This is a genomic window from Streptomyces sp. M41 (assembly GCF_043673425.1).
GTDB lineage: Bacteria > Actinomycetota > Actinomycetes > Streptomycetales > Streptomycetaceae > Streptomyces.
Genome location: NZ_JBIMKE010000013.1, coordinates 1 through 17,311 on the forward strand (window position 1 = coordinate 1; position 17,311 = coordinate 17,311).

The 17,311-nt window shown below is 69.6% G+C and carries 14 protein-coding genes; 5 read left to right on the forward strand and 9 right to left on the reverse strand.

Annotated elements, in window-relative coordinates; genetic code table 11:
* Window positions 1-67: 67 nt before the first annotated feature.
* The 3 genes from ACHBTE_RS17845 to thyX form a co-directional block, all read right to left on the reverse strand.
* Window positions 68-1,753 carry a ribonuclease J gene (locus ACHBTE_RS17845; protein WP_394724883.1) on the reverse strand — a complete coding sequence of 562 codons (1,686 nt, stop codon included), beginning with the start codon at window positions 1,751-1,753 and terminating at the stop codon, window positions 68-70.
* A 160-nt stretch (window positions 1,754-1,913) separates the two neighbouring features.
* Window positions 1,914-2,813 (reverse strand): 4-hydroxy-tetrahydrodipicolinate synthase, encoded by a 900-nt coding sequence (dapA, locus tag ACHBTE_RS17850; RefSeq protein WP_394724884.1) that lies wholly within the window; start codon window positions 2,811-2,813, stop codon window positions 1,914-1,916.
* A 211-nt stretch (window positions 2,814-3,024) separates the two neighbouring features.
* Window positions 3,025-3,765, reverse strand: a complete 741-nt coding sequence (thyX, locus tag ACHBTE_RS17855; RefSeq protein ID WP_394724885.1) for an FAD-dependent thymidylate synthase — start codon at window positions 3,763-3,765, stop codon at window positions 3,025-3,027.
* 210 nt (window positions 3,766-3,975) lie between these two features.
* Here thyX and ACHBTE_RS17860 point away from each other — a divergent pair, with 210 nt between their 5' ends.
* Both ACHBTE_RS17860 and ACHBTE_RS17865 read left to right on the forward strand, forming a co-directional pair.
* On the forward strand, window positions 3,976-4,212 hold the full coding sequence (locus ACHBTE_RS17860; RefSeq protein WP_394724886.1) for a hypothetical protein: 237 nt from the start codon (window positions 3,976-3,978) through the stop codon (window positions 4,210-4,212).
* A 120-nt stretch (window positions 4,213-4,332) separates the two neighbouring features.
* Complete coding sequence (locus ACHBTE_RS17865; RefSeq protein ID WP_394724887.1) at window positions 4,333-4,887, forward strand: hypothetical protein; 555 nt, start codon at window positions 4,333-4,335, stop codon at window positions 4,885-4,887.
* Between the two features lie 81 nt (window positions 4,888-4,968).
* On the opposite strand, the gene ACHBTE_RS17870 is transcribed toward ACHBTE_RS17865, so the two are convergent.
* From ACHBTE_RS17870 to eccD, 6 genes are all read right to left on the reverse strand, one after another.
* Window positions 4,969-5,421 (reverse strand): hypothetical protein, encoded by a 453-nt coding sequence (locus ACHBTE_RS17870; RefSeq protein ID WP_394724888.1) that lies wholly within the window; start codon window positions 5,419-5,421, stop codon window positions 4,969-4,971.
* Between the two features lie 12 nt (window positions 5,422-5,433).
* Window positions 5,434-6,186 (reverse strand): 4-hydroxy-tetrahydrodipicolinate reductase, encoded by a 753-nt coding sequence (gene dapB, locus ACHBTE_RS17875; protein WP_394724889.1) that lies wholly within the window; start codon window positions 6,184-6,186, stop codon window positions 5,434-5,436.
* A 28-nt stretch (window positions 6,187-6,214) separates the two neighbouring features.
* Window positions 6,215-7,594 carry a M16 family metallopeptidase gene (locus ACHBTE_RS17880; protein WP_394724890.1) on the reverse strand — a complete coding sequence of 460 codons (1,380 nt, stop codon included), beginning with the start codon at window positions 7,592-7,594 and terminating at the stop codon, window positions 6,215-6,217.
* The gene (locus ACHBTE_RS17885) at window positions 7,591-9,819 is read right to left on the reverse strand and encodes a polyribonucleotide nucleotidyltransferase (RefSeq protein WP_394724891.1); all 2,229 of its coding nucleotides are present in this window, start codon (window positions 9,817-9,819) and stop codon (window positions 7,591-7,593) included. The genes ACHBTE_RS17880 and ACHBTE_RS17885 overlap by 4 nt, the downstream gene beginning before the upstream one ends.
* Window positions 9,820-10,151: 332 nt before the next feature.
* Window positions 10,152-10,439 carry a 30S ribosomal protein S15 gene (gene rpsO / locus ACHBTE_RS17890; RefSeq protein WP_394724892.1) on the reverse strand — a complete coding sequence of 96 codons (288 nt, stop codon included), beginning with the start codon at window positions 10,437-10,439 and terminating at the stop codon, window positions 10,152-10,154.
* 187 nt (window positions 10,440-10,626) lie between these two features.
* Window positions 10,627-12,084: a type VII secretion integral membrane protein EccD gene (gene eccD, locus ACHBTE_RS17895; protein WP_394724893.1), complete on the reverse strand. Its 1,458-nt coding sequence runs from the start codon at window positions 12,082-12,084 to the stop codon at window positions 10,627-10,629.
* 269 nt (window positions 12,085-12,353) lie between these two features.
* On the opposite strand from eccD, the gene eccCa reads away from it, so the two are divergent.
* The 3 genes from eccCa (at window position 12,354) to ACHBTE_RS17910 (ending at window position 17,250) form a co-directional block, all read left to right on the forward strand.
* Window positions 12,354-16,298, forward strand: a complete 3,945-nt coding sequence (gene eccCa, locus ACHBTE_RS17900; RefSeq protein WP_394724894.1) for a type VII secretion protein EccCa — start codon at window positions 12,354-12,356, stop codon at window positions 16,296-16,298.
* A gap of 160 nt (window positions 16,299-16,458) precedes the next feature.
* Window positions 16,459-16,845 carry a hypothetical protein gene (locus ACHBTE_RS17905; protein WP_394724895.1) on the forward strand — a complete coding sequence of 129 codons (387 nt, stop codon included), beginning with the start codon at window positions 16,459-16,461 and terminating at the stop codon, window positions 16,843-16,845.
* Between the two features lie 84 nt (window positions 16,846-16,929).
* Entirely contained in the window at window positions 16,930-17,250 is a 321-nt protein-coding gene (locus ACHBTE_RS17910; protein ID WP_394724896.1) for a DUF397 domain-containing protein, read from the forward strand.
* Window positions 17,251-17,311 lie beyond the last annotated feature (61 nt).

Sequence of the window (17,311 nt, forward strand, 5' to 3'; positions counted from 1 at the left end):
CCCCCCCCCCCCCCCCCCCCCCCCCCCCCCCGCTCCGGGTTCGCGCAGTTCGGCGTCCGACGGCCCGTCAGACCTCCACGACCACAGGCAGGATCATCGGCCGGCGTCGGTACGTGTCCGAGACCCACTTGCCCAGGGTCCGGCGCACCAGCTGCTGGAGCTGGTGCGGTTCGACCACGCCGTCCTGGGCCGAGCGCTCCAGCGTCTCCGTGATCTTCGGGATGACCTCGCCGAAGGCGGAGTCCTCGATACCGGAGCCTCGGGCCTGGATGTGCGGGCCGCCCGTGATCTTGCCGGTGGAGGAGTCCACCACCACGAAGACCGAGATGATGCCCTCGTCGCCGAGGATCTTGCGGTCCTTCAGTGCCGGTTCTCCCACGTCGCCGACCGAGAGGCCGTCGACGTACACATAGCCCGCCTGGACCTTGCCGGAGATCCTGGCCTTGCCCTCGACGAGGTCGACTGCGACGCCGTCCTCGGCGATGACGATGCGGTCGTGCGGGACGCCGGTCAGGGCGCCCAGTTCGGCGTTGGCGCGCAGGTGGCGCCATTCGCCGTGCACCGGCATCAGGTTCTTCGGGCGGCAGATGTTGTAGAAGTACAGGAGCTCGCCCGCGGACGCGTGGCCCGAGACGTGCACCTTGGCGTTGCCCTTGTGGACGACGTTGGCGCCCCAGCGGGTCAGGCCGTTGATGACGCGGTAGACGGCGTTCTCGTTGCCCGGGATGAGGGACGAGGCCAGGATCACCGTGTCGCCGTCGACGATGCGGATCTGGTGGTCGCGGTTGGCCATGCGGGACAGGGCCGCCATCGGTTCGCCCTGGGAGCCGGTGCAGACCAGGACCACTTCGCTGTCGGGGAGGTCGTCCAGCGTCTTGACGTCCACGACCAGGCCCGGTGGGACCTTCAGATAGCCCAGGTCGCGCGCGATGCCCATGTTGCGGACCATCGAGCGGCCGACGAAGGCGACCCGGCGGCCGTACTCGTGGGCCGCGTCCAGGATCTGCTGGATGCGGTGGATGTGGCTGGCGAAGCTGGCCACGATGATGCGCTTGCGGGCGCCCGCGAACACCTGGCGCAGGACGTTGGAGATGTCGCGCTCCGGCGGGACGAACCCGGGGACCTCGGCGTTCGTGGAGTCGGAGAGGAGAAGGTCGATGCCTTCCTCGCTCAGCCGTGCGAACGCGTGCAGGTCGGTCAGACGGTTGTCCAGCGGGAGCTGGTCCATCTTGAAGTCGCCCGTGTGGACCGCCATGCCGGCGGGGGTGCGGATCGCGACCGCCAGGGCGTCCGGGATGGAGTGGTTGACCGCGACGAACTCGCAGTCGAAGGGGCCGATGCGCTCGCGGTTCCCCTCCGCCACCTCGAGGGTGTACGGGCGGATGCGGTGCTCCTGGAGCTTGGCCTCGATGAGGGCGAGGGTCAGCTTGGAGCCGATCAGCGGGAGGTCCGGCTTCTCGCGCAGGAGGAAGGGGACGCCGCCGATGTGGTCCTCGTGGCCGTGGGTGAGGACGATGCCCTCGATGTCGTCGAGGCGGTCCCTGATGGACGAGAAGTCCGGCAGGATCAGGTCGATTCCGGGCTGCTCCTCCTCGGGGAAGAGCACTCCGCAGTCGACGATCAACAGGCGACCGCCGTACTCGAAGACCGTCATGTTTCGGCCGATTTCGCCGAGGCCACCTAGCGGGGTGACCCGCAGGCCGCCTTCGGGGAGCGGCGGGGGCGGGCTGAGTTCAGGATGCGGATGACTCAAAAGACTCTCCTCACCACACGCGCCACGTACCGGTGGGCACGTGGCGCGCGTGACGTTCGTGCAGAAGCAGTTGTCGTTGTGGGGTGCAGGCACCGGTGGCCTGCTTATTCAGTTGTGGAGTTTCGTTGCGCGCCCGGGCGCAGGCGCGCGAAGTCTGATGTCAGAGCTGTACCCCGCCTGCAGCAAGATCGATCTTGAGCTGCTCGATCTCTTCGGGCGAGCACTCGGCCATGGGGGCGCGCAGCGGTCCGGCGGGCAGGCCCTGGAGGGCGAGTGCGGCCTTGGTGGTCATGACGCCCTGGGTGCGGAACATGCCGGTGTAGACCGGGAGCAGCTTCTGGTGGATCTCCGTGGCCTTCTGGACGTCGCCGGAGGTGTACGCGTCGACGAGCGCGCGCAGGTCGGGGGTGACCAGGTGGCCGACGACCGAGACGAAGCCGACCGCGCCCACGGAGAGCAGCGGCAGGTTCAGCATGTCGTCGCCGGAGTACCAGGCGAGGCCGGAGCGCGCGATGGCCCAGCTCGCGCGGCCGAGGTCGCCCTTGGCGTCCTTGTTCGCGACGATCCGCGGGTGCTCGGCGAGCCGGACGATCGTCTCGGTGTTGATCGGCACGCCGCTGCGGCCGGGGATGTCGTAGAGCATCACCGGCAGCTCGGTGGCGTCGGCGATGGCCGTGAAGTGCCGGTACAGGCCCTCTTGGGGGGGCTTGTTGTAGTACGGCGTGACGACCAGCAGGCCGTGTGCGCCGACCTGCTCCGCGGTGCGGGCGAGCTCGAGGCTGTGGCGGGTGTCGTTGGTGCCGACTCCGGCCACCACGTGGGCGCGGTCGCCGACGGCCTCCAGGACGGCTCGTACGAGGTCCGCTTTCTCCGCGTCGCTGGTGGTGGGGGACTCGCCGGTGGTCCCGTTGATGATCAGGCCGTCGTTGCCTGCGTCCACCAGGTGCGTGGCGAGCCGCTGCGCGCCGTCGAGGTCGAGTGCGCCGTCCGCCGTGAAGGGCGTGACCATGGCGGTGAGGACCCGCCCGAAGGGGGTCTGCGGAGTCGAGGTCGGAGCCATGGGTTACACGCTACTCGTTGCGCAGGACGGGGTCTGCCGTAGGGGGGCGGGAAAAGTCAGGACAAATGCGGAGCCCGGCACTGCCTGCTCGGGGGTTCAAGCAGTGCCGGGTCCGTTTGATCAGGCTAGATGAACTTCTCTAAATGCTGCAATACGGACACTTCGTCAGGCTGACGCCGGCCGCTGGGCTCGCGCGTGCGGCGCGGGTGCGTTACGGAGCCACCCGGCCGTTCGCGTTGAAGGCGGCGTAGGTGAGCGGCATGAGCTTGGCCCACTCCGCCTCCATGCGCTCGCCGACCATCTCGATCTCCCGCTGCGGGAAGGACGGGACCTTGGCCAGCTCGTGCTGGGTGCGCAGGCCGAGGAAGTGCATCAGTGAGCGGGCGTTGCAAGTGGCGTACATCGAGGAGAACAGGCCGACCGGGAGGACGGAGCGGGCGACCTCGCGGGCGACGCCGGCGGCGAGCATCTCCTGGTAGGCCGCGTAGGACTGCCGGTAGGAGTCCTCCATGGCGCGGCCGACCAGTTCCTGCTGGTCCTGGGTGCCCTCGACGAAGACGTACTTGCCGGGGCGGCCCTCCTGGACCAGCTTGCGGGACGCGTCGGGGACGTAGAAGACGGGCTGGAGCTCGCGGTAGCGGCCGCTCTCCTCGTTGTACGACCAGCCGACGCGGTGGCGCATGAACTCGCGGAAGACGAAGATCGGGGCGCTGATGAAGAAGGTCATCGAGTTGTGCTCGAAGGGGCTGCCGTGCCGGTCCCGCATCAGGTAGTTGATCAGGCCCTTGGAGCGCTCCGGGTCCTTCTGGAGCTCTTCCAGCGACTGCTCGCCGGCGGTGGAGACGCGGGCGGCCCACAGCACATCGGAGTCGGCCGCGCTGTGCTTGACCAGCTCGACGGTGACGTCACTGCGGAAGCTGGGCTTGAGGTCGTCGGCGGGGGTGTCGGTCACGGCTCGGGGGGTCCTTCCATCACTTCTTCGGGCGGCGCCCACTCTACGGGCCGGCACTGACAACGGGGCGTTCGGTGCCGGGACGCGACATACGGCGGCGAACTTCGGCGAATTTCTGTGAATCCGGCGAATCGTGGCACCTTTTGGGGCACTCGGTCGTCTGTGTTGATGACAACGATCCGTTCGATCCCCGAGAGGAGCCGGACCTCCATGTTCCGTCGGCGCGAGCCCGTTCCGTTCGCCTTTCTCGCCGAAGCCGACAGGTTCCGCAGCGATATCACTCCCCCACCCCGTGAGCGTGCGTCCCTCGGTGAGATAGCCGGGCGCTGGCTGCTGGGCCTCACCATCGTCGCCGGACTCGTGGGCTCGCTGGTGGTCGGCACGCCGGCGCTGTCCACCGACACCGCGACGCAGAATCAGCAGTCACAGGCGTCCGAGGGCCGCTGACTCCCTCCCCTGCCCGAATGGCGCGGGAGGCACCCCCATGGCCCCCAGGAGTGGTGAGCGGGGACACAGGTCGATAACCTCACCGGGCACAGCCCATGCATGGACGAGTGAGGACCAGCCGTGCCCCTGCCCTTCCTGACGGCCGACCGCGCATTCGAATCAGCCGACGATGTCGCGCTGCCCTTCGAGGACCGTGACCGCTGGCGGCGCCCCTACCGTCCCGGGCCGTGGCGGGTGGGCATGGCGGCGCTGTGGCTGCTGCTCGCCTCGTTCGTCCTGTTCGCGGCGGTCATCATCGCCCTGACGGGGACGGTGACCGGGGCCGCGATGGTCTTCGCTGTCGCGTTGGCCGTCATCGCCGGTGCCCTGCGGCTGCTGCGCATGGGCGTGTGGGTGAGCCCGCACGGGCTGCGTCAGGTGGGTTTCCTCCTCACGCGCACGGTGCCCTGGGCGCAGGTCGTCGCCGTGCGGACGGTGCAGCAGCCGGTGCGCTGGCTGGGCTTGCCGCGCACGGTTCAGGGGCAGGCGCTGACGCTCGTCCAGCGGGGCCGGTCCGCGGACGATCTGCCGATGTTGATGACGACGGCCAACGCGGACTTCCTGGCCCGGACCGAGGCGTTCGACCGGGCCGCCGACGCGGTCGAGGCGTGGGCGGCGGAGAACACGCGGGGCTGAGCACGCCGAGCCCACAAGCGCACGAAGGGGCCGGCCCGCGGTGACTGCGGGCCGGCCCCTTCGGCATGGGCGGGGCGGGGCTCAGGCCTGGACGGTCCTGCCCTCGTGCAGGGCGATGGCCCGTTGCATCGCCTTGCGGGCGCGCGGGGTGTCGCGGGCGTCGTGGTAGGCGACGGCGAGCCGGAACCAGCTGCGCCAGTCGTCGGGGGCCGCTTCCGTCTCGGCCTTGCGCCTGGCGAAGACCTCGTCGGCCGAGTCACGGTCGATACGGCCGCTGGGCGTGCGCTTCAACTCGTCGACGGGCAGGCCGCCCTCGGCGTCGAGCTGGGCGGCGAGGGCGTTGGCCTTGCGGACGAACTGGGTGTTCTTCCACAGGAACCAGACGCCGATGACCGGCAGGATCAGCACCGCCACGCCGAAGGTGACGGTGAGGAGGGTGCCGGACTGGATGAGCAGCACGCCCCGGCTGCCGACCAGGACGAAGTAGACGACCAGGACGGCCGCCGCTATGGCGTAGGAGAGTTTCGCGCGCATCGGAAGTCCGTGTCAGCCCAGGTCCAGGAAGTGTTCCAGGCCGAAGGTCAGGCCCGGAGTGGTCACGACGCGGCGGGCGCCGAGCAGGATGCCCGGCATGAAGCTGCTGTGGTGCAGGGAGTCATGGCGGACGGTGAGGGTCTCGCCCTCGCCGCCGAGCAGGACCTCCTGGTGGGCCAGCAGGCCGCGCAGCCGGACCGCGTGGACGGGGACGCCGTCGACGTTCGCGCCACGGGCGCCGTCCAGGGCGGTCTCCGTGGCGTCCGGGGCGGGGGCGGTACCGGCCGCGCGGCGGGCCTCGGCGATGAGCTGGGCGGTGCGGGTGGCGGTGCCGGAAGGAGCGTCGACCTTCTTCGGGTGGTGGAGTTCCACCACCTCGACCGACTCGAAGTAAGGCGCGGCGATCTGCGCGAACTTCATCGTCAGGACGGCCCCGATGGAGAAGTTCGGCGCGATGAGCACGCCCGTCTCCGGGGAGGCGGCCAGCCAGCCGTTCAGCTGCTCGAGGCGTTCGTCGGTCCAGCCCGTGGTGCCGACGACCGCGTGGATGCCGTGGTTCACGCAGTAGTCGAGGTTGGCCATCACCGAGTCGGGCGTGGTCAGTTCGACGGCCACCTGGGCGCCCGTCTCCGCCAGCGTCTCCAGCTTGTCGCCCCGGCCGAGGGCGGCCACCAGCTCCATGTCCTCGGCGGCCTCGACCGCCCGTACCGCCTCGGAACCGATCCGGCCCTTGGCACCGAGGACCGCCACGCGCAGCTTGCTCATCTCTTGTGCTTCCTTCACCAGGGGATTGTCAGGCGACGGCGTCGTGCAGCCGGGACGCCTGCTTGTCCTTCAGCGGGCCGATGACCGACAGCGAGGGCCGCTGTCCCAGGATCTCCCGGGCGACCGAGCGCACGTCGTCGGGGGTGACCGCCGCGATCCGGGCCAGCATGTCGTCGACGGACATCTGCTCGCCCCAGCACAGCTCGCTCTTGCCGATGCGGTTCATCAGGGCGCCGGTGTCCTCCAGGCCGAGGACGGTGGAGCCGCGGAGCTGGCCGATGGCGCGGTCGATCTCGTCGTCGGACAGGCCGTGTCCGGCGACGTGGTCGAGTTCGTCGCGGCAGATCTTCAGCACGTCGTGGACCTGCGAGGGCCGGCAGCCGGCGTACACGCCGAACAGACCGCAGTCGGCGAAGCCGGAGGTATACGAGTACACGCTGTAGGCCAGGCCGCGCTTCTCGCGGACCTCCTGGAAGAGGCGGGACGACATGCCGCCGCCGAGGGCGGTGTTCAGCACGCCGAGTGCCCAGCGGCGGTCGTCCGTGCGGGACAGGCCGGGCATGCCGAGGACGACATGGGCCTGCTCGGTCTTGCGGCCGATGAGCTCCACGCGGCCGGTGCTGCGCAGCGCCCGGCGTCCGTTGCGCGGGGCGACCGGAACGGCGTCGGGGCTCTTGAGGGCGCCGGCCTTCTCGAAGGCGGCGCGGACCTGTCGTACGACCTTGTTGTGGTCGACGTTGCCGGCCGCCGCGACCACGAGGTGGGTCGGGTCGTAGTGCTTCTTGTAGAAGCGGCGGATGCGGTCGGCGGTGAGGGCGTTGACGGTGTCGACGGTGCCGAGGACCGGGCGGCCGAGGGGGTTGTCGCCGAACATGGTGTGCGCGAACAGGTCGTGCACGCAGTCGCCCGGGTCGTCCTCGGTCATGGCGATCTCTTCGAGGATGGCGCCCCGCTCGACGTCGACGTCCTCTTCGAGGATGAGCGAGCCGGTCAGCATGTCGCAGACGACGTCTATGGCGAGGGGCAGGTCGGTGTCGAGCACACGCGCGTAGTAGCACGTGTACTCCTTCGCCGTGAACGCGTTCATCTCGCCGCCGACCGCGTCGAGGGCGGCGGAGATGTCCAGGGCGGACCTGCGGGTGGTGCCCTTGAAGAGCAGGTGCTCCAGGTAGTGCGTGGCGCCGTTCAGCGCGCGCGTCTCGTCGCGGGAGCCGACGTGCGCCCAGATGCCGAAGGTGGCGGAGCGGACCGAGGGCAGGGTCTCGGTGACGATGCGCAGGCCGCCCGGGAGGGTGGTCTTGCGGACGGTGCCGATGCCGTTCTCGCCCTTGATCAGGGTTTGGGTACGGGCGACGGCCCGCGCCTCCGAAGAGGTGCGGGCCGTCGCCGTGGAGCTACTCGACGTCACTTGTCGGTGTCGTCCTTCTTGTCTTCGGAGCCCTCGGCCCCGTCTTCGCCCTCGATCACGGGGATGAGGGAGAGCTTGCCGCGGGAGTCGATCTCGGCGATCTCGACCTGGACCTTCTGGCCCACACCGAGGACGTCCTCGACGTTCTCCACGCGCTTGCCGCCGGCCAGCTTGCGGATCTGCGAGATGTGCAGCAGACCGTCCTTGCCGGGGAGCAGGGAGACGAAGGCGCCGAAGGTGGTCGTCTTCACGACCGTGCCCAGGTAGCGCTCGCCGACCTCGGGCATCGTCGGGTTGGCGATGCCGTTGATCGTGGTGCGGGCGGCCTCGGCGGAGGGGCCGTCGGCGGCACCGATGTAGATGGTGCCGTCGTCCTCGATGGTGATCTCGGCGCCGGTGTCCTCCTGGATCTGGTTGATCATCTTGCCCTTGGGGCCGATGACCTCACCGATCTTGTCCACGGGGATCTTGACGGTGATGATCCGCGGGGCGTTCGGGGACATCTCGTCCGGCGTGTCGATCGCTTCCATCATCACGTCGAGGATGTGGAGGCGGGCGTCACGGGCCTGCTTCAGAGCGGCGGCCAGGACGGAGGCCGGGATGCCGTCCAGCTTGGTGTCGAGCTGGAGGGCGGTCACGAACTCCTTGGTGCCGGCGACCTTGAAGTCCATGTCGCCGAAGGCGTCCTCCGCACCGAGGATGTCGGTGAGGGTGACGTAGTGCGTCTCGCCCTCGATCTCCTGGGAGATCAGGCCCATGGCGATACCGGCGACGGGGGCCTTCAGCGGCACACCGGCGTTCAGCAGCGACATGGTGGAGGCGCAGACCGAGCCCATGGACGTCGAGCCGTTGGAGCTCAGCGCCTCGGAGACCTGGCGGATCGCGTAGGGGAACTCCTCGCGCGTCGGCAGGACCGGCACCAGGGCGCGCTCGGCGAGGGCGCCGTGGCCGATCTCGCGGCGCTTGGGGGAGCCGACGCGGCCGGTCTCGCCGGTGGAGTACGGCGGGAAGTTGTAGTTGTGCATGTAGCGCTTGCGGGTCACCGGGGAGAGGGTGTCCAGCTGCTGCTCCATGCGGAGCATGTTCAGGGTCGTGACGCCCAGGATCTGGGTCTCGCCACGCTCGAACACGGCGGAGCCGTGTACGCGCGGGATGGCCTCGACCTCGGCGGCCAGCGTGCGGATGTCGGTGACACCGCGGCCGTCGATGCGCTTCTTCTCCTTGATGACGCGCTCACGGACCAGGGTCTTGGTCAGCGAGCGGTACGCGGCGGAGATCTCCTTCTCGCGGCCCTCGAACTCCGGCAGGAGCTTCTCGGCGGCGAGCGCCTTGACGCGGTCCAGCTCGGACTCGCGCTCCTGCTTGCCGGCGATGGTGAGCGCCTGGGCGAGCTCGGGCTTGACGGCGGCGGTGAGCGCCTCCAGCACGTCGTCCTGGTAGTCCAGGAAGATCGGGAACTCGCCGGTCGGCTTGGCGGCCTTGGCGGCGAGGTCCGACTGGGCCTTGCAGAGCACCTTGATGAAGGGCTTCGCGGCCTCCAGACCGGCGGCGACGACCTCCTCGGTGGGCGCCTCGGCGCCGCCCTCGACGAGCTTGATGGTCTTCTCGGTGGCCTCGGCCTCGACCATCATGATCGCGACGTCGCCGTCCTCCAGGACACGGCCCGCGACGACCATGTCGAACGCGGCGTCCTCGAGCTCGGTGTGCGTCGGGAAGGCCACCCACTGGCCGCGGATCAGCGCGACGCGGACGCCGCCGATCGGGCCGGAGAAGGGCAGGCCGGCCAGCTGCGTGGACGCGGACGCGGCGTTGATCGCGACGACGTCGTACAGGTGGTCGGGGTTGAGCGCCATGATCGTGGCGACGACCTGGATCTCGTTGCGAAGGCCCTTCTTGAAGGACGGGCGCAGCGGGCGGTCGATGAGGCGGCAGGTGAGGATGGCGTCCTCGGAGGGGCGGCCCTCACGGCGGAAGAAGCTGCCGGGGATCTTGCCGGCGGCGTACATCCGCTCCTCGACGTCCACCGTCAGGGGGAAGAAGTCGAGCTGGTCCTTGGGGTTCTTGGAGGCGGTCGTGGCCGACAGCACCATGGTGTCGTCGTCCAGGTACGCCACGGCGGAGCCGGCGGCCTGCTTGGCCAGGCGGCCCGTCTCGAAGCGGATGGTGCGGGTGCCGAAGGAGCCGTTGTCGATGACGGCCTCGGCGTAGTGGGTCTCGTTCTCCACTAGCGTTTTCTCCGTTACTTGTCGTCTTTTGTCCCGGCGCTGCCCGTGTGGCAGGGGGACGGTTGCGGAGAAGCGCGCCGTGCGGTGCGGGCCGGTCTTCGATCGAAGCACCCGGGGCTCGCTTCCCCCCGGGGGCCACTACCGAGGACCGGCGGCGGCTGGGTGCGCTTCTCCTCTTTCTGTCGTGCTGTGTCGTCCGTACTGCGTTGTGCTACCACACTACAAAGCGTGAGTGACACTCCGCACGTTCCCGCACATACGGTTGACCTTTCGTGCGTACGGCAAAGGGAGCGGCTCCCGAGCTCTCCGGGAACCGCTCCCTTCACGGCGTCTTACTTGGCGCCCGCCGCACCACGGCGGATGCCGAGGCGGTCGACCAGCGCACGGAAGCGCTGGATGTCCTTCTTCGCCAGGTACTGGAGAAGGCGGCGACGCTGACCCACCAGGATCAGCAGACCACGGCGGGAGTGGTGGTCGTGCTTGTGGGTCTTGAGGTGCTCGGTCAGGTCCGTGATCCGGCGCGAAAGCATGGCGACCTGGACCTCGGGGGAGCCGGTGTCGCCCTCCTTCTGACCGAACTCGCTGATGATCTGCTTCTTCGTAGCGGCGTCGAGCGGCACGCGTACTCCTCGTAGTCTTTGTGTGGCCACCGAGTGCCCCCGGTCTTTGTCTCGGGGGAGCTTCCGTTACTCGGGAGGCGGGGATCCGCTGGGCGCATCCCCCAGGCGAACCCGGGGGCGCGTACACAAACGGCCGTCACACAGCGTACCAGCACACGAGCACGCTCCTGACAGGCGGCCAGGCCGGTCAGAAGCCGCCGCGGACCTCGGCGTACACGTCGAGGACCGCCAGGCAGATCGGGACCAGCGACAGCAGCACCATCGAGTCCGCGAGGTCCAGCATGCGGCCCCAGAACGGGGAGAGCCCCTTCTGCGGCACGATCAGGGCGATCGCGATCAGCAGCAGCACGCCGGCCCCGACGGAGGCGCCGAGCCACAGGGTGCGTACGTCGACCGGTCCGGAGTTGCCCTGGAGCAGCTCCATGACGATGTCGGCGGGCGGCGAGATCGCGAGGCCCAGGACCAGCAGGCCGAGCGTGACCACACCGGCGACGAACAGGCACGTGACCTGGGCGGTGTAGCGGAACAGGCGGGCCCGCAGCATCGCGGCGAGGCCGGTGCACAGGGCGAGCAGCTGGGCCCAGCCGTTGTCGCTGAAGCCGAGCACCGCGCCGCCCGCGCCGATGATGACGACGGCACAGCCGCCCACCAGACCGAGGAGCAGCTCGTGACCGCGGCTGGTCTGGGCGACGATGCGCTGGACGTCGACGGCCTCCAGGTCGCCCTCGTTGCCCTCGCGACGGGCCCGGGCCAGGTCCTCCGGGTTGCGGAAGCCGATCGGCAGCTTGGCGAAGCGCGCCGACCAGCCGGGCAGGAAGCCGACGACGGCCAGGGCGACGACCGCGGTGCCGGCGGCGATCTCCCGCGGCGCGGCCTCGGTGAGCACCCCGCAGAACACGGCGAGGGTGCCGATCGCCGAGGCGAGCGCGGCAGCCACGAAGGGGGCGTCTCCCTGCGGCAGCAGCATGATCAGTACGACGGAGAAGAGCAGTACGGCGACACAGCCGACCAGGAACTGGATCCGGCCGGGGCCTTCGGCCGCGTCCTGCGGGATGACGCCGGAACCCCCGATGAGGGCGTGCGGCAGCGCCGAGATGCCGAGCGCGACCGCGGAGCCGCGGTCGTCGTAGACCCGGGCGCGGACGCCGGCGAGGGCCGTGAGGGCGAGCGCGGTGACACCGGCGAGGATGCCCTGGAGGCCGTTCATGTCGTGCCGGACCGGGTCCGCGAACCAGAACACGAACCCGAGCATGACCAGCAGCAGCGATCCCGCGACGAGACCGGCGAGCCGCATCAGGTTGTCGTTCCAGCTGCGCAGGTCCTGCTTGACCGCGGCGGCGATCGCGTCCACGACGTCGTCGTGCACGGCCGGCGGCAGCGAGTCGGCGAAGGTGCGCAGCAGCAGCACCTCGCCGTCACGGACCCGGTGCTCGAGCAACGACCGGCTCGCGTCGAGCACCTGGCCCTCGCGGGTCACGAGGTGGTACCCCGAGGGACTGGTGTCCGACTGGACCAGTCCCGAGAGCCTCACGATCTCGGGAAAGAGGTCCTGGATCGGCAAGTCCTCGGGCAGCGCGACGTCGACACGGCTGTCCGGTGCTGCGATGGTGATTCGGCAGAAACCTGTCGAAGTCCCCGTGCTCACCTGGTGTTCCCCCTGCTAGACAAGGCTTCCTCGCGCCGCTCGTACGACGCGGAGCGCCACCATATCCGCTGCGGTACCCGGCTCAGCCCCTGCCTCCCTCATTCCTCCCAGGACCTGCGCCGCATCTCCATGCGCCTGCCTCCCTCGGGCACCATGCGCATCAGTAGGATCGTCGTCTACGCGAACGACGCCTACGCGAACGAGAACACGTCGCGGTACACGGGGGCGTCGGTGCCAGGACGTATCAATCGCTAAGGATGAGTGCATCGGTGAGCGTCGTCATCATCAAGCGGCCACCGCGGATAGTGCCACCGGCGGTCCCGGACGGCGAGGTCAAACTCGAGACGCCGCCCGAGATCCCGCGCGAGGCCGACGAGGGCATGCTGATGAACCTGCTGCCCATGATGGGCATGCTGGGTTCCGTCGGTTTCTTCTTCATGCCCAGCCTGCCCCCTTATATGAGGGTGGTCGGCGGGCTGATGCTCGCCTCGACCGTGGCGATGGCCATCGCCCAGTTCGCCAAGGCCCGGCAGGGCGGCGGCGCGGGCATGGCGCAGGACCGGCGTGACTACTTCCGCTATCTGGAGCAGGTCCGCAAGGACGTGCACAAGACCGCGGAACTCCAGCGGCAGAGCCAGCTGTTCCAGCACCCCGACCCCGAGCAGCTGTGGGCGGTGGCGGCGGACAGCAAGCGGCTGTGGGAGCGGCGCCCGACCGACGCGGACTTCGCGTCCGTGCGGATCGGCCGCGGCGTACAGCAGCTGAACACCCCGCTGGTCGCCCCGGAAACGGCACCGAAGGAGGAGCTGGAGCCGCTGACCGCGGCGGCCATGAAGGCGTTCCTCGACGCGCACGGGAGCCTGGCCGACCTGCCGGTCGCCGTCTCGCTGCGCGCCTTCTACCACGTGACGGTGTGCGGAGAGACCGACACGGTCTACGGCAACGCCCGTGCGGCGCTGGCCCAGCTGGCGACGCTGCACTCGCCCGAGGACCTGATGATCGCCGTGGTGGCGCATCCCTCGGCCACGGCGGACTGGGACTGGATCAAGTGGCTGCCGCACTGCCAGCACCCGAAGGTGAAGGACGGCGCGGGCTCGACCCGGCTCCTCTTCGACGACCTCGGCGAGCTGGAGGAGGCACTGGCGGACCAGCTGGACGACCGGCCCCGCTGGAACCGTGAGGCGAACCCGGTCTACGACCAGCCGCATCTGATCGTGGTCCTGGACGGCGGCACCGTTCCGCCGGACTCCGAACTGGCCAGCTCCGACGGCCTTCAGGGCGTCACCTTCCTGGAGATCGCCCCCGGCGAACTGGAGGACGAGCTGCGCGCGGGTCTGACGATCTACGCGAAGCCGGACCGGATGCGGCTGTTCGTCGGCCATGAGTCCGCGTACAGCGGCAAGCCGGACCTTCTCAACGTGGCGCAGGCCGAGTCCCTCGCGCGGCAGCTGGCCCCCTTCCGGGTGGGTTCCGCGGAGGAGGGCGAACCCCTGCTGTCCAACCTGGACTTCACCGACCTCATGGGCATCGGCGACGCGGGCACCGTCGATGTGTCCCGTACCTGGCGTCCGCGCACGCTGCACGAGCGCCTGCGGGTGCCGATCGGTGTCGGCGAGAGCGGCGAGCCGGTGATGCTGGACCTCAAGGAGGCCTCGCAGGAGGGCATGGGCCCGCACGGTCTGTGCGTCGGCGCCACCGGTTCCGGCAAGTCAGAGGTGCTGCGCACGCTGGTGCTCGGTCTCGCGGTGACGCACTCCTCGGAGACGCTGAACTTCATCCTCGCGGACTTCAAGGGTGGCGCCACCTTCGCCGGTATGGCGGACATGCCGCACACCGCGGCCGTCATCACCAACCTCGCCGACGACCTCACCCTCGTCGACCGTATGCGTGACTCGATCATGGGTGAGACGCAGCGCCGTCAGGAGCTGCTGCGCTCGGCGGGCAACTACGCCAACCTGCACGACTACGAGAAGGCCCGGGCGGCGGGCGCGGCGCTGGAGCCGATGGCCTCGCTGGTGATCGTGCTCGACGAGTTCTCCGAACTCCTCACCGCCAAGCCCGACTTCATCGACATGTTCATCCAGATCGGTCGTATCGGCCGGTCGCTGGGCATCCATCTGCTGCTGGCCTCGCAGCGCCTGGAGGAAGGCAAGCTGCGCGGCCTGGACACGTACCTGTCGTACCGAATCGGTCTGCGGACCTTCTCCGCGGCCGAGTCGCGTACGGCGATCGGTGTCCCGGACGCCTACCACCTGCCGTCGATCCCCGGCTCCGGTTACCTGCGCTACGACACCGACACCATGGTCCGCTTCAAGGCCGCCTATGTGTCGGGGCCGTACCACGGTGAGGGCCCGTCCCGGGTGAGCCGCTCGACGCAGCTGCGTCCGGCGCTGTTCACGGCGGAGCAGGTGGCGCTGCCCCCGCAGCCGGTGATCGAGGAGCCCGAGCCCGACAACCGGGTGGACGACGCGCTCGCCGACACCGTGCTGGACGTCCTCGTCAGCCGGATGATCAACCAGGGTCCGCCCGCCCACCAGGTGTGGCTCCCCCCGCTGGACGAGGCGCCCTCGCTGGAGCAGCTCCTCCCCCAGCTCGCCGTCACCCCGGAGCGGGGCCTCACCGCGCCCGACTACACGGCGCTCGGCCGGCTCAACGTCCCGGTCGGCCTGGTGGACAAGCCGTTCGAGCAGCGGCGTGACGTGCTGTACCGGGACTTCTCCGGCGGTGCGGGTCACGGTCTGTTCGTCGGAGGTCCGCAGTCCGGCAAGTCGACGCTGCTGCGCTCGCTCATCTCGTCGTTCGCGCTCACCCACACGCCGTCCGAAGTGCAGTTCTACTGCCTGGACTTCGGTGGCGGCAGCCTGATCTCGATGGAGGAGCTGGCGCACGTCGGCGGGGTCGCCAACCGTCTCGACGCCGAGAAGGTGCGCCGTACGGTCAGCGAGGTCGAGGGGATCCTCAACGCGCGCGAGGAGTACTTCCGTACCAACAACGTCGACTCGGTGCAGACCTACCGTCAGCGCCGGGCCGCGGGCCAGCTGCCCGACCAGGTCTGGGGTGACGTCTTCCTCGTCATCGACGGCTGGGCCACCTTCAAGACGGACTACGAGATGCTCGAGTCCACCGTCACCGAGATCGCCACGCGTGGCCTCGGCTTCGGTGTGCACGTGATCCTGACCGCGAGCCGCTACACCGAGGTGCGTCCGGCGCTCAAGGACATGCTCCAGAACCGCATCGAGCTCCGGCTCGGTGACCCCACGGAGTCGGAGATCGACCGCAAGGTCGCCCAGAACGTCCCCGCGACCGTGCCGGGCCGTGGTCTCACCCAGGACAAGCTGCACTTCATGGCGGCGCTGCCCCGGGTCGACGGCTCGTCGGAGACGGACGACCTGTCCGAGGCTACGTCGATCCTCATCGGCGGCATCAACGACAACTGGCAGGGCAACCACGCCCCGGCCGTCCGCCTGCTGCCCACGATGATGCCGGCGGACCGGCTGCCGAAGGGCTTCGAGCACCCGGACCGCGGTGTCGCCATCGGCATCGACGAGTCCTCGCTGTCGCCGGTCTTCGTCGACTTCGAGACCGACCCGCTCTTCATCCTGTTCGGTGAGAGCGAGTCCGGTAAGTCCGCGATGCTGCGGCTGCTGGTCAAGCAGATCACCGAGCGGTACACGCCGGACCAGGCGAAGATCGTCATGGGTGACTACCGCCGCGCCCATCTGGAGGGTGTGCCGGAGTCGCATCTGTCGCGCTACTGCGCCTCGGCGCCGGCTCTGACGGAGACGCTGGAGGGTCTGGCGGGTTCGATGAACCGCCGTATGCCGGGCCCGGACGTCACCCCCGAGCAGCTGCGCAACCGCAGCTGGTACAGCAGCCCGGACGCGTTCGTCATCGTCGACGACTACGACCTGGTGGCGACCGGCGTGAACCCGCTGGCGCCGCTCCTGGAGTACCTGCCGTTCGCCCGCGACATCGGCCTGCGCATCATCATCGCCCGTGCCTCGGGCGGTGCGAGCCGGTCACTGTACGAGCCGGTCATGCAGCGCATGCGCGAGCTCGGCGCGCAGGGCGTGGTGCTCTCCGGCGACCGGTCGGAGGGCGCGCTGCTCGGCAACATCACGGCGACGCAACTGCCGCCGGGGCGTGGGTACTTCCACACGCGTCGGCGTGGTGGGCAGCTGATCCAGACGGGGTGGCTGCCTAACCGGTTCTGACGGCTGCGGCTGCGGCTGCGGCTGGAGGGGCGGTACCCGCGCGGGTGCCGCCCCTCTCCGTTGCCCAGGTGAGGGGCTGGGGCTCGGCCAGGCGTCCCCGTTAGAGTGAACGTACGACGTAAGAGACGAGCCACGGGGGGCAGTTGTGCCGTCGGACTACATGGACTCCGACCCTGAGGTCCTCAAGACCGAGGGCTTTCACATGTTCGGCGTCGGCGTGGACTTCGCCAAGGCCGTGACGACCCTGCAGACCGGACTGACCGCGCTGGAGAAGGGCGACACCCCGCCGTGGGGTGACGACGACATCGGCGAGAAGTTCGGCGTCGTCTACGAGGGCCTGCGCGACGGCATGTACGAGTCGATGGCCAGCCTGGCCGAGCGCATCGCCGGCATGGGCGTCGCCTTCACCAAGATGGGCGTGGCGCACGAGAAGAACGAGGCCGAGCAGGACGCCATCTGGCAGCGGACGATGTCCGAGTACGACGGTCAGGTGGAGGTGCCGACCGGCGTCGTGCGCACCAGTCTGCGGCCGCGCCAGGACCTCTGATCCCCGACGGGCACGTGCGGGGCCGCCGACACAAGTAGGCTGACCCACGTACGCCGTTCGCACGTCAGGGAGAGGCCCAGCGGCATGACCGAGGCACGCAACAACGAGGTCGGGACTCAGGCCGAGGACATCAAGGCGCGCAAGGAGCGGGAGCGGGACGAGCTGTACGCCCTCGACATCTCCGGCGTCGAGTGGCACTGCGCGCCGGGCACCGAGGAGCACGAGGAGCGCGTCGAGATCGCGTATCTGCCGGAGGGCGCCGTGGCCATGCGGTCGTCCCTGGACCCCGGCACCGTGCTGCGGTACACCGAGGCGGAGTGGCGGGCGTTCGTGCTGGGGGCGCGGGACGGGGAGTTCGATCTGGAGCCGGCGCCGGGCGGGGGCGGGGTGACGGCGGCCGAGTAGGCCGTCCCCGCAGGGAGCCTGGACTTCGCTGTGACGCCCTCCGCTCGCCCCGGCCGCAGGT

Excerpts from the sequence above, each read along its gene's own strand:
- ACHBTE_RS17860 (WP_394724886.1), top strand. The coding sequence starts at position 3,976 with ATGTTCCGTCGGCGCGAGCCCGTTCCGTTCGCCTTTCTCGCCGAAGCC.
- ACHBTE_RS17905 (WP_394724895.1), top strand. The coding sequence starts at position 16,459 with ATGGACTCCGACCCTGAGGTCCTCAAGACCGAGGGCTTTCACATGTTC.
- dapB (WP_394724889.1), bottom strand. The coding sequence starts at position 6,186 with ATGAGCAAGCTGCGCGTGGCGGTCCTCGGTGCCAAGGGCCGGATCGGT.
- dapA (WP_394724884.1), bottom strand. The coding sequence starts at position 2,813 with ATGGCTCCGACCTCGACTCCGCAGACCCCCTTCGGGCGGGTCCTCACC.
- ACHBTE_RS17870 (WP_394724888.1), bottom strand. The coding sequence starts at position 5,421 with ATGCGCGCGAAACTCTCCTACGCCATAGCGGCGGCCGTCCTGGTCGTC.
- ACHBTE_RS17910 (WP_394724896.1), top strand. The coding sequence starts at position 16,930 with ATGACCGAGGCACGCAACAACGAGGTCGGGACTCAGGCCGAGGACATC.